General features: G+C 62.6%; 11 protein-coding genes. 6 read left to right on the forward strand and 5 right to left on the reverse strand.

The genetic code is table 11. From position 1 onward, the window contains the following. Window positions 1–23 precede the first annotated feature (23 nt). The 5 genes from QMX97_RS00165 to QMX97_RS00185 form a co-directional block, all read right to left on the reverse strand. Entirely contained in the window at window positions 24–560 is a 537-nt protein-coding gene (locus QMX97_RS00165) for a DUF3299 domain-containing protein (protein ID WP_017135795.1), read from the reverse strand. Window positions 561–638: 78 nt separating this feature from the next. Beyond that, on the reverse strand, window positions 639–884 hold the full coding sequence (locus QMX97_RS00170; RefSeq protein WP_010168336.1) for a GlsB/YeaQ/YmgE family stress response membrane protein: 246 nt from the start codon (window positions 882–884) through the stop codon (window positions 639–641). 106 nt (window positions 885–990) lie between these two features. Then, entirely contained in the window at window positions 991–2,076 is a 1,086-nt protein-coding gene (locus QMX97_RS00175) for a 5-(carboxyamino)imidazole ribonucleotide synthase (RefSeq protein WP_017476761.1), read from the reverse strand. Window positions 2,077–2,087: 11 nt separating this feature from the next. Then, window positions 2,088–2,579, reverse strand: coding sequence for a 5-(carboxyamino)imidazole ribonucleotide mutase (purE, locus tag QMX97_RS00180; protein WP_003195648.1), 492 nt, complete (start codon window positions 2,577–2,579; stop codon window positions 2,088–2,090). A gap of 330 nt (window positions 2,580–2,909) precedes the next feature. Beyond that, entirely contained in the window at window positions 2,910–3,818 is a 909-nt protein-coding gene (locus QMX97_RS00185) for a LysR substrate-binding domain-containing protein (protein WP_010566930.1), read from the reverse strand. Window positions 3,819–4,000: 182 nt separating this feature from the next. Between QMX97_RS00185 and aspA the strand changes: the two genes are divergently transcribed. From aspA to QMX97_RS00215, 6 genes are all read left to right on the forward strand, one after another. After that, the gene (gene aspA / locus QMX97_RS00190; protein WP_017135792.1) at window positions 4,001–5,425 is read left to right on the forward strand and encodes an aspartate ammonia-lyase; all 1,425 of its coding nucleotides are present in this window, start codon (window positions 4,001–4,003) and stop codon (window positions 5,423–5,425) included. Between the two features lie 391 nt (window positions 5,426–5,816). After that, entirely contained in the window at window positions 5,817–7,268 is a 1,452-nt protein-coding gene (locus QMX97_RS00195; RefSeq protein ID WP_262134225.1) for an alanine/glycine:cation symporter family protein, read from the forward strand. Window positions 7,269–7,354: 86 nt separating this feature from the next. Next, window positions 7,355–8,332 carry an asparaginase gene (locus tag QMX97_RS00200; protein ID WP_282395523.1) on the forward strand — a complete coding sequence of 326 codons (978 nt, stop codon included), beginning with the start codon at window positions 7,355–7,357 and terminating at the stop codon, window positions 8,330–8,332. A 50-nt stretch (window positions 8,333–8,382) separates the two neighbouring features. Beyond that, complete coding sequence (locus tag QMX97_RS00205) at window positions 8,383–9,375, forward strand: AraC family transcriptional regulator (protein ID WP_282395524.1); 993 nt, start codon at window positions 8,383–8,385, stop codon at window positions 9,373–9,375. A gap of 133 nt (window positions 9,376–9,508) precedes the next feature. Then, entirely contained in the window at window positions 9,509–10,543 is a 1,035-nt protein-coding gene (locus QMX97_RS00210; RefSeq protein ID WP_065902575.1) for a histone deacetylase family protein, read from the forward strand. Next, window positions 10,540–11,631 (forward strand): polyamine ABC transporter substrate-binding protein, encoded by a 1,092-nt coding sequence (locus QMX97_RS00215; protein WP_106802264.1) that lies wholly within the window; start codon window positions 10,540–10,542, stop codon window positions 11,629–11,631. Before QMX97_RS00210 ends, QMX97_RS00215 begins: the two co-directional genes overlap by 4 nt. Window positions 11,632–11,697: the final 66 nt, after the last annotated feature.

Genomic DNA, 11,697 nt, shown 5'->3' on the forward strand with positions numbered 1-11,697 from the left:
AGCGCCTACGGGTTTCGCGGTGTCTAGAGGTCGGATTCCTTCACCACCCGCACCTTCCCCGCATCCAGTGCATAGGCCGCATCGGCCAGGTCATTGTTGACCTTCTCCACCTTCAACGTGCCCGTGACCCACAGCGGCGTGTAGATATCATCCAGCTTCAAGCCCTTGGGATACCGCACCAGCACCAGTTGGTTGGGTGGCGGTGGCGGCACGTGGATGCAGGCGCCTGGGTAGGGCACCAGGAAAAACAGCGTGCTGCGACCCTTGGCGTCGGTCTCCAGCGGCACTGGGTAACCGCCGATGCGGATGTTCTTGCCATTCATGGCGGCCACGGTCTTGGTCGAATACATCACAGCCGGCAAGCCCTTGCTCTGCTTCAAGCCACCTTTGTCGGTGAACGTGCCTTGGGCTTCGGGGGAGTTGTGATCGATCTCGGGCATCGCTTCGAGGGCTTTCTGGTCCGACAGCGGCATCAGGTCGAGCCAGTCGGTTTCCGGCAGTTCGCCGGCGTGGGCCAGGCCGGAGCCCAGTAACAGAAGAGTGAACAGAAGACGGCGCATGGAGAGGCTCGACAAGGTTAACAGTGTCGGCATTCTAGCCCTCCGCGCCTGCGCAGCGCAGAGGGCCATGAAGCTAAATCATTTTTTTCGCAGCAGGCCGTAGATCACCAGCAACACGATGGCACCGATCAGCGCGCCAATGAAGCCTGCGCCCTGGCCCGCCTGGTAGATGCCCAGGGCCTGACCACCGTAGGTGGCGACCAGCGAACCTGCGATACCCAGCAGGATGGTCATGATCCAGCCCATGCTGTCATCGCCTGGCTTGAGGAAACGCGCCAGCAGGCCGACGATCAAGCCGATGAAGATGGTTCCGATGATACCCATGGCATTTCCCTCTGATTGAATGTGAGTCATGTCAAAGCCTAGTCAGGCTTCGCCATCCTGCAATCAGAGAGACGGCGGCAACCAATGGTTCCCGCCGATCCTTGGGTTATTGCTCGGCGATCAGCGCTTCGACCTTGAGGATCTGCGCTTGCAGCGTCGCACGGTCCTTGCAGCGCAGGTTGGCGTGGCCGACCTTGCGCCCGGCCTTGAAGGCCTTGCCGTAGTGATGCAGGTGGCAGTCATCGATGGCGATCACGCGGTCAACCGGCGGCACCACGCCGATGAAGTTGAGCATGGCGCTCTCGCCGACCTTGGCCGTGGAGCCCAGCGGCAAGCCGGCCACTGCCCGCAGGTGGTTCTCGAACTGGCTGCACTCGGCGCCTTCGGTGGTCCAGTGCCCGGAGTTGTGCACACGCGGCGCGATTTCGTTGGCCTTGAGGCCACCGTCGACTTCAAAGAACTCGAATGCCATCACGCCGACATAATCCAGCTGCTTGAGCACCCGGCTGGAATAGTCTTCCGCAAGGGCCTGCAACGGGTGGTCGGTGCTGGCCACGGACAGCTTGAGGATGCCGCTGTCGTGGGTGTTGTGCACCAGCGGGTAGAAGCGCGTTTCGCCATCACGGGCACGCACGGCGATCAACGAGACTTCGCCGGTGAACGGCACGAAGCCTTCCAGCAGGCAGGCAACGCTGCCCAACTCGGCGAAGGTACCGACCACATCGGCGGCGGTGCGCAGGACTTTCTGGCCCTTGCCGTCGTAACCCAGGGTGCGGGTTTTCAACACGGCCGGCAGGCCGATGCTGGCCACCGCAGCGTCGAGGTCGGCCTGGGACTGGATATCGGCGAAGGCCGGGGTCGGGATGCCCAGGTCCTTGAACATGCTCTTCTCGAACCAGCGATCGCGAGCGATGCGCAGGGCTTCGGCGCTCGGGTACACCGGCACGAACTGCGAGAGGAATGCCACGGTTTCGGCCGGGACGCTTTCGAACTCGAAGGTCACCAGGTCGACTTCGTCGGCCAGTTGGCGCAGATGGTCCGGGTCGCTGTAGTCCGCACGCAGGTGTTCACCCAGTGCAGCCGCGCACGCGTCCGGCGCCGGGTCCAGGAAAGCGAAGTTCATCCCCAGCGGGGTACCCGCCAGGGCCAGCATGCGGCCCAGTTGGCCGCCACCGATTACACCGATTTTCATCGTCAACAACCTCAGGCGATACGTGGGTCTGGATTGTCCAGCACGCTGTCTGTCTGCTCAGCACGGAATTTTTTCAGCACCGCGTGAAACTGCGGGTGCTTGGCGCCCAGGATGCTGGCGGACAACAACGCGGCGTTGATCGCGCCGGCCTTGCCGATCGCCAGGGTCGCCACCGGGATACCGGCCGGCATCTGCACGATGGACAACAGCGAATCCACGCCCGAGAGCATCGACGACTGCACCGGTACGCCAAGCACTGGCAGGTGAGTCTTGGCCGCACACATGCCTGGCAGGTGCGCCGCCCCGCCGGCACCGGCGATGATCACCTCGATGCCACGGGATTCTGCTTCATCGGCATACTGGAACAGCAAATCCGGGGTGCGGTGGGCAGAGACCACTTTCACTTCATACGGAATGCCGAGTTTTTCCAGCATATCGGCGGTGTGGCTAAGGGTGGACCAATCGGACTTGGAGCCCATGATCACGCCAACCAATGCACTCATCGTCGTGCCTCTTCTCTCTGGGCGCCCGCAGGCGCGTCAAAAAACAACAAGCCACGCGGGAAATCCGGCGTGGCTTGTTGTACGAAATTTGGCCGGTTGGACCGGCCGAAGGCCGCGCAGTATACCGTAATAATCCAGATAAACAGCCCCTTGGATGACCATCTGTCTTACACCTCAAACAGGCGGTTTTATTGACTTCCAGGTCAGCGAAAGCACCACAAAATACTGTGGGAGCTGGCTTGCCTGCGATGGCGGAGGGTCAGTGCCTGAATGTCGGCTGATACACCGCTATCGCAGGCAAGCCAGCTCCCACATTTGATCTGTGTTGGCTCAAGTATTCTGCGCCGCCCCACCTTCCAACTTACGCCACAACAACCGCACGTTCGCCTTGCGCACCAGCGCGCAGCGATACAGGCGAATCTCCAACGGCACATGCCATTGCGGCCCGCCGCACACCACCAGTTCGCCCCGTGCCAGTTCAGCGCGCACGCTCAACTGCGGTACCCAGGCAATGCCCAGGCCTTCGAGGGCCATGCTTTTGAGGCTGTCGGCCATGGCGGTTTCGTACACGGTGGTAAAGCGCAATGCGCGCTGGCGCAGCAGCAGATGTACCGAACGCCCCAGGAACGCACCGGCGCTGTACGCCAGCAACGGCACACTGCCCTCGCCTTCCAGGTCGAACAGCGGCTTGCCATCCGCATCGGCGGCGCACACCGGGAGCATCTCGGTATTGCCCAGGTGCAGCGACGGGAAGATCTCGGCGTCCATCTGCATCGCCGCATCCGGGTCGTAGAACGCCAGCATCAGGTCGCAGCCGCCTTCGCGCAGGGCATGCACGGCGTCGCCGACGTTGGTGGCCACCAGCCGCGTGGCGATGTTCAGGCCTTCGTTGCGCAGTTGCGCGATCCAGCGCGGGAAGAATCCCAGTGCCAGGGAGTGGGCAGCGGCTACTTGCATAACCTCGCCCTGCCCGCCTTCCAGGTGATGCAAATGGCGCAGCACTTCACCGAGCTGCTCGACCACCGTGCGCGCGGTCACCAGAAACAACTGCCCCGCTGCTGTCAGTTCAACCGGCGTGCGCGAGCGATTGACCAGGGTCAGGCCCAGCGCAGCTTCCAGGCTGCGAATACGCCGACTGAACGCCGGCTGGGTGACAAAGCGCCGCTCCGCCGCCTGGGAAAAGCTGCGGGTTGCCGCCAGGGCGCTGAAGTCTTCCAGCCATTTGCTCTCAAGGTTCATCACTTCCTCCCACGGGTACGCACCATTTTGGCACACACGCCCGCCATGATAACCGGGTCACACCGACATTATGCCGTTTGTGCATAGGCCAGTGTTTAACAGCATTGGCCCAAAAACTTCTACAAGCCTAGCATTCGCAGCGTTCCGGCCTGTTCCGGGTCCATATCGAGATGATTTCCGTCATGTCCTCCGCTGCATCATTCCGCACAGAAAAAGACCTGCTTGGCGTACTCGAAGTACCTGCCCAAGCGTATTACGGCATCCAGACCCTGCGAGCGGTGAATAACTTCCGCCTCTCGGGCGTTCCGATTTCGCATTACCCGAAATTGGTGGTCGGCCTGGCAATGGTCAAGCAAGCAGCCGCTGACGCCAACCGCGAGTTGGGCCAGCTCAGCGAAGCCAAGCACGCTGCCATCAGCGAAGCCTGTGCCCGTCTGATCCGCGGCGATTTCCACGAAGAGTTCGTGGTGGACATGATTCAAGGCGGCGCTGGCACTTCAACCAACATGAATGCCAACGAAGTCATCGCCAACATCGCGTTGGAGGCCATGGGCCACAACAAGGGCGAATACCAGTACCTGCACCCCAACAACGACGTGAACATGGCGCAGTCGACCAACGACGCCTACCCGACCGCGATCCGCCTGGGTCTGCTGCTGGGTCACGACGCGCTGCTGGCCAGCCTCGACAGCCTGATCCAGGCCTTCGCTGCCAAAGGCGTCGAGTTCGGTCACGTGTTGAAAATGGGCCGCACCCAATTGCAAGACGCCGTGCCGATGACCCTCGGCCAGGAATTCCGCGCCTTCGCCACTACCCTCGGTGAAGACCTGGCGCGCCTGAAAACCCTGGCGCCGGAGCTGCTGACCGAAGTGAACCTGGGCGGCACCGCGATCGGTACCGGCATCAACGCCGACCCGCGTTACCAGGCCCTGGCCGTACAGCGCCTGGCCCTGATCAGCGGGCAGCCGCTGGTACCGGCTGCCGACTTGATCGAAGCCACCTCCGACATGGGCGCCTTCGTGCTGTTCTCCGGCATGCTCAAGCGCACCGCGGTGAAGCTCTCGAAGATCTGCAACGACCTGCGCCTGCTGTCCAGCGGCCCACGTACCGGCATCAACGAGATCAACCTGCCGGCGCGTCAGCCAGGCAGCTCGATCATGCCCGGCAAGGTCAACCCGGTCATCCCGGAAGCCGTCAACCAGGTGGCGTTCCAGGTCATCGGCAACGACCTGGCCCTGACCATGGCAGCCGAAGGCGGTCAACTGCAGTTGAACGTGATGGAGCCGCTGATCGCCTTCAAGATCTTCGACTCGATCCGCCTGCTGCAACGCGCGATGGACATGCTGCGCGAGCACTGCATCGTCGGCATCACCGCCAACGAAGCCCGCTGCCGCGAACTGGTGGAGCACTCCATCGGCCTGGTCACCGCGCTGAACCCGTACATCGGCTATGAAAACGCCACCCGCATCGCGCGCATCGCCCTCGAAAGCGGCCGCGGCGTGCTGGAACTGGTGCGCGAAGAAGGCTTGCTCGACGACGCCATGCTCGACGACATCCTGCGCCCCGAAAACATGATTGCCCCACGTTTGGTCCCGTTGAAGGCCTAAGCGTTTGTTGCACCGCTCACCAGGTTGAGGGACTAGACACCTCTCACCTTTTGAGGGCCTGAAGGCTCGTTCTTCAGGCCCTTTTTTTTGCCTCAAGGTTGTGAAATGACGTCCATAAAAACTCCAATATCGCCCTGCAAACCCGCCTTGCCCGACTCCGGCCTGCTGAAACCTTTAATCGCCTCGTGCAGACGGATCACACACTCCTAGGTATAGTGCCGCCCCTCTTCGCGTCAGCGGTCGTCGGTAACGAGACCCTGGAAGCGCGAAACCGCATGAATAACAACACCCGCAAAAGGATTGGGGTCGAACCGTCGTGCACTGCCTGGTGCCATGCGACGTGTCGGACCGTCCTGCGTTTGCCATTAGAAAAATCAGCGAGGAACACTCCATGCTAGAAGTCATCAACGACTTCCTCTCAGGGAAAGTATTGATCGTGCTCATTGTCGGGCTCGGTGGCTACTTCACGATCCGCTCGCGTTTCGTTCAATTGCGTCACTTTTTCCACATGTTTTCGGTGTTTCGCGACAGCCTGAAAAGCAGCTCCGGCCAGCTCAGCTCGTTCCAGGCGCTGATGCTCAGCCTCGCCGGTCGCGTCGGCGCCGGTAACATCGCAGGCGTCGGCATTGCCGTGACCCTGGGCGGCCCGGGTGCCGTGTTCTGGATGTGGGTCACCGCACTGGTGGGCATGTCCTCGAGCTTCATCGAATGCTCCCTCGGCCAGCTGTACAAGCGCACCGACGCCGAAGGCACCTACCGTGGCGGCCCGGCCTACTACATCCAGCATGGCTTGAAGAAACGCTGGCTGGGCATGGTCATGGCCTTCCTGCTGCTGGTGACCTTCGGCTTTGCCTTCAACGGCCTGCAAGCCCACGCCGTGACTCACTCGCTGAACAACGCCTTCGGCCTGGACACCACCTACACCGGCCTGGCGCTGGCGGTATTGCTGGGCCTGGTGTTCATCGGCGGGATCAAGCGTATTGCCTCGATCGCCGACCTGCTGGTACCGGTCAAGACCCTCGTCTACATCGCCGTGACCCTGTACGTGATCGTGCTGCAATTCGACCACGTGCCGGCCATGCTCGCGACTATCGTCAAGAGCGCCTTCGGCCTGGACCAGGCCTTCGGTGGCCTGGTGGGCAGCGCGATCATCATGGGTGTGAAGCGCGGCGTGTTCGCCAACGAAGCCGGCCTGGGCAGTGCGCCTAACGTGGCAGCGGTAGCGTCGGTAGAACACCCGATCGCCCAAGGCGTGGTGCAGGCGTTCAGCGTGTTCCTCGACACCTTCGTGATCTGCACCTGTACGGCGCTGCTGATCCTGCTCTCCGGTTTCTACACCCCGGGCTTTGAAGGCGACGGCATTGCCCTGACCCAGAACTCCCTGGCAGCCGTGGTCGGTGACTGGGGCCGGATGTTCATCTCGGTGGCCCTGGCGTTGTTCGTGTTCACCTCGATCATGTACAACTACTACCTCGGCGAGAGCAACCTGCGCTTCATCGTGGGCGACAACCGCAAAGTGTTGATGGGCTACCGCGCGCTGGTGCTGGTGCTGATTTTCTGGGGTTCGATCGAGAACCTGAGCACCGTGTTCGCCTTCGCCGACATCACCATGACCATGCTCGCGTTCGTCAACCTGTTCGCCCTGGCGTTCCTGTTCAAGATCGCCATGCGCATCCTGAATGACTACGACAACCAGCGCGCAGCGGGCATCAAGACCCCGGTGTTCGACTCCAGCCAGTTCCCTGACCTGGACCTGGATCGCAAGGCCTGGCCGGCGAATCCGGTGAAGTCGCAGCCAGCGGCTCAAGCATCGGCTGAACTGAACGCTCAAGCGCAACGCTGAGCGTCGTAAGCCTAGATAGATGACACGCCGCCCGGCCTTGGGCATGCTCTGGGCCCGGCGGCGTTTTTCGTTCAGGAGATTCTTCGATGTCCCCAGCTAACAACATCATGGTGCTCTACACCGGCGGCACCATCGGCATGCAGGCCAGCGCCAACGGCCTGGCGCCCGCATCCGGTTTCGAAGCCCGCATGCGCGAACAACTCGCCAACGAGCCCGTGCCCGCCTGGCGCTTCCGGGAAATGGCGCCGCTGATCGACAGCGCCAACATGACTCCCGCCTACTGGCAGCGCCTGCGTGTCGCGGTGATTGAAGCCGTGGACGCAGGCTGCGACGCGGTGCTGGTCCTGCACGGCACCGATACCCTGGCCTACAGCGCGGCGGCCATGAGCTTCCAACTGCTGGGTTTGCCGGTGCCCGTGGTATTTACCGGCTCGATGCTGCCCGCCGGCGTGCCTGACAGCGACGCCTGGGAAAACGTCAGCGGTTCGCTGGCAGCGCTGGGCGCAGGCCTGGCCCCGGGTGTGCACCTGTATTTCCACGGCGCGCTGATGGCCCCGACCCGCTGCGCGAAAATCCGCAGTTTTGGTCGCCATCCGTTTGCTGCGTTGCAGCGTAACGGTGGCGTGGCCAAGGCCGAGACGCTCCCCGCCGCCCTGGACTACCGCCAGCCCAAGGCCCTGGTCAATGTCGGCGTATTGCCGCTGGTGCCGGGCATTGCCGCCGTGCAGGTGGATGCACTGATCGACAGCGGGATCCAGGCACTGGTGCTCGAATGCTTCGGCAGCGGCACCGGGCCCAGCGATAACCCGGCGTTCCTGGCCAGCCTCCAGCGCGCGCAGGATCGGGACGTGGTAGTGGTGGCAATCACTCAATGCCATGAAGGCGGCGTAGAACTGGACGTGTATGAAGCCGGTAGCCGCTTGCGCGGTGTCGGTGTGTTGTCCGGGGGCGGCATGACCCGCGAAGCGGCATTCGGCAAGCTGCAAGCGCTGCTCGGTGCCGGCCTCGCCACCGCACACGTCCGCCGCCTGGTGGAACTCGACCTGTGTGGCGAACTGAGCTGACCGGCATATAACTTGCTCCACTTCCAGCCATCACCTGGCTGGAAGACCGCATGCTGCACTCCCACCTCACCACCCTCAATGCTGTCTCCCTGGTGCTCAGCACCTTCAAGGCCGAAGGCCTGCCCGCCGAGGCGCTGCTGGCCGGCAGCGGTATCTGCGCGGCGGACTTGAGCCGCGCCGACACGCGTATTGCCACCCACCAGGAGATGCAGGTGTGCGCCAATGCCGTGGCGTTGCAGCGCGATATCGGCCTGATCGTGGGGCGGCGCATGCACGTTTCGTCCTACGGCATGCTCGGTTATGCCCTGCTCACCAGTGCCACTTTCGGTGACGCTTTGCGCCTGGCCCTGCGGTATCCGGCGCTATTGGGAACACTGTTCGAACTGAACCTGGAGGAGGACGGCGAGCGTATCTGGTTCACCGCCGGCGATTATCGCGAGAACCCGGCGCTGACCGCCTTCAACGTCGAGCTGTGCCTGGGATCGCTGAAGGTCATCTGCGACGACCTGCTCGGCCATCCGCTGCCCTTGCTGGGCGCGCGCTTTGAGCATGATGCGCCGGATTATCAGGCGCGCTACACCGAGTCTTTCGACTGCCCGTTGCAGTTCCAGGCCACCGCCAATGCGTTCGCCTTCGACCAACGCTGGCTCTCCCAGCCTTTGCCCCTCGCCGATACCGTGACCCACCAGGCCATGGCCGAGCGCTGCCGCAAACAGAACACCGAATTCACCGGGCGCGAAGCCTGGCTGGGACGGATCCGCCAGCTGCTCGCGGCACAACTGCACGCCGCACCTGGCCTCGAAGGCCTGGCCGAGCAGATGAAGTGCTCGGCGCGTACCCTGCGCCGACACCTGCATGACCTGGGCTGCAGCTACCAGGAACTGCTCGACGAGCTGCGCTTTGAACGCGCCAAACAGTTGCTGGCTGAAGATCAGTGGCCGATCTATAGGATCGCCGAGGCCCTGGGGTTCAGCGAGACCGCCAGTTTTCGCCATGCGTTCGTGCGCTGGAGCGGCGTGACGCCGAGCCAATTTCGACCATGACGCCCCATTGAGGGGCGAATTTCGGACAGACAATCTGGCCACATTTATCCCCTTTTGGCCGCTCCTGCCGTTCTCATAATCGCCGTCGCCCGCAAGACTGCATGCACCGATACCGCCTGCGGAGAACAACAATATGCTGACGATCTACTCGGACGATCACCACCTGCACCATGGCCGTTGCGAACTGATGGACGGGCAACTGATGCCCTGCTTCGAAATGCCCTCGCGCGCCGACCACGTGCTGCAGCGGGTCAAGGACCGCGAACTGGGCCCCGTGCAAGCGCCGCAGGACTTTGGCCTGGCACCGCTGCAACGCGTTCACAGCCACGACTACCTCGACTTTTTCAAAGGCGCCTGGGCACGCTGGACCGAATTCAACCAGGACGGCGACCTGCTGCCCTACACCTGGCCCGCGCGCACTTTGCGCCGCGTGTTGCCCACCAGCCTGCACGGCCAGCTCGGTTATTACAGCTTCGACGGCGGCGCGCCGATTACCGCCGGCACCTGGCAAGCGGCCTACAGCGCGGCGCAGGTCGCGCTCACCGCGCAACAGGCGATCCAACACGGCGCCCGCAGCGCCTTCGCCCTGTGCCGGCCACCGGGACATCACGCCGCCAGCGACTTGATGGGCGGCTATTGCTACCTCAACAACGCCGCCATCGCCGCCCAGGCCTTTCTCGATCAGGGCCATAAGAAAGTCGCGATCCTGGACGTGGATTACCACCACGGCAACGGCACCCAGTCGATTTTCTATGCACGCAGCGATGTGCTGTTCACCTCGATCCACGGGCATCCGGAAGCGGAGTTTCCGTTCTTCCTCGGCTACGCCGATGAGCTGGGCGAGGGCGCCGGGGAAGGCTTCAACTTCAATTACCCGCTGCCAGCCGGTTCCGGCTGGGACACCTGGAGCGCGGCCCTGGAGCAGGCCTGCGGGGAAATCGAGCGCTACGGCGCCGACATCATTGTGGTCTCCCTGGGTGTGGACACGTTCAAGGACGATCCCATCTCGCAGTTCAAGCTCGACAGCCCGGACTACCTGGCCATGGGCAAACGCATCGCGCAGCTCGGCACGCCCACGCTGTTCGTGATGGAAGGCGGCTACGCCGTGGAAGAAATCGGCATCAATGCCGTCAACGTTCTCGAAGGTTTTGAGGGGTCAGCCGAATGAACATGCTCAAGTCGCTTGTACTCTGCGCGGCGGTGCTCAGCACTGCCGCCCACGCCGAAGAAAAAACCCTGCGCGTCTACAACTGGTTCGACTACATCACGCCCAAGGCCCTGGATGACTTCAAGGCGCAGAACCCGGCGATCAAACTGGTCTACGACATCTTCGACACCAACGAAGCCCTGGAGGCCAAGTTGCTCACCGGCAACTCCGGCTATGACGTGGTGGTGCCTTCCAATGTGTTCCTGGCCAAGCAGATCGAGGCCGGCGTGTTCCAGCCCCTGGACCGCAGCCAGTTGCCGAACTGGAACCACCTTGATCCCAAGCTGATGAAGCTGATCGAGGCCAACGATCCCGGCAATAAATTCGCCGTGCCCTACATGTACGGCACCATCCTGATCGGCTTCAACCCGGCCAAGGTCAAGGCGGCGCTGGGCGACAACGCGCCGGTGGACAGCTGGGACCTGATCTTCAAGGAAGAAAACATCAGCAAACTCAAGCAGTGCGGCGTCGCCCTGCTGGACTCGCCGTCGGAGATCCTGCCCCTGGCCCTGCAGCACCTGGGCCTGGACCCCAACAGCAGCAACCCCAAGGATTATGAAAAAGCCGAAGCGCTGCTGATGAAGATCCGCCCGTACATCACCTACTTCCACTCTTCCAAGTACATGGCCGACATTGCCAACGGAGACATCTGCGTCGCCGTCGGCTATTCCGGCAGCTTTTCCCAGGCCGCCAACCGCGCCAAGGAAGCCAAGAACGGCGTGACAGTGGACATGCGCCTGCCCAAGGAAGGCGCGCCGATCTGGTTCGACATGCTTGCCATCCCCAAAGGCGCGAAGAATCCGCAGGACGCCTACACCTTTATCAACTACCTGCTGCAACCCGGTGTGATCGCGCCGATCAGTGACTTCGTCGGCTACCCCAATCCCAACAAGGACGCGACTGAACAGGTTGACCCGGCGATCCGCAACAACCCCAACCTGTACCCCACCGAAGCGGCAATGGCCACGCTCTACACCTTGAAACCTCTGGGCCGAGACGCCGAACGCGCCAGGACCCGCGCCTGGACCAAGATCAAGTCCGGGACCTGATCGGCCACGGCCGGGGCGTGCAGGCCCCGGCCGTTACTACTTATCTACCGTCTCGCCCGCCTTGCC

This window comes from Pseudomonas sp. PS01298 (assembly GCF_029959745.1).
GTDB classification, from domain to species: domain Bacteria; phylum Pseudomonadota; class Gammaproteobacteria; order Pseudomonadales; family Pseudomonadaceae; genus Aquipseudomonas; species Aquipseudomonas aylmerensis.

Coding starts and splice junctions, on each gene's coding strand:
- QMX97_RS00165 (WP_017135795.1), bottom strand. CDS start 560: ATGCGCCGTCTTCTGTTCACTCTTCTGTTACTGGGCTCCGGCCTGGCC.
- QMX97_RS00170 (WP_010168336.1), bottom strand. CDS start 884: ATGGGTATCATCGGAACCATCTTCATCGGCTTGATCGTCGGCCTGCTG.
- QMX97_RS00175 (WP_017476761.1), bottom strand. CDS start 2,076: ATGAAAATCGGTGTAATCGGTGGCGGCCAACTGGGCCGCATGCTGGCC.
- purE (WP_003195648.1), bottom strand. CDS start 2,579: ATGAGTGCATTGGTTGGCGTGATCATGGGCTCCAAGTCCGATTGGTCC.
- QMX97_RS00185 (WP_010566930.1), bottom strand. CDS start 3,818: ATGAACCTTGAGAGCAAATGGCTGGAAGACTTCAGCGCCCTGGCGGCA.
- aspA (WP_017135792.1), top strand. CDS start 4,001: ATGTCCTCCGCTGCATCATTCCGCACAGAAAAAGACCTGCTTGGCGTA.
- QMX97_RS00195 (WP_262134225.1), top strand. CDS start 5,817: ATGCTAGAAGTCATCAACGACTTCCTCTCAGGGAAAGTATTGATCGTG.
- QMX97_RS00200 (WP_282395523.1), top strand. CDS start 7,355: ATGTCCCCAGCTAACAACATCATGGTGCTCTACACCGGCGGCACCATC.
- QMX97_RS00205 (WP_282395524.1), top strand. CDS start 8,383: ATGCTGCACTCCCACCTCACCACCCTCAATGCTGTCTCCCTGGTGCTC.
- QMX97_RS00210 (WP_065902575.1), top strand. CDS start 9,509: ATGCTGACGATCTACTCGGACGATCACCACCTGCACCATGGCCGTTGC.
- QMX97_RS00215 (WP_106802264.1), top strand. CDS start 10,540: ATGAACATGCTCAAGTCGCTTGTACTCTGCGCGGCGGTGCTCAGCACT.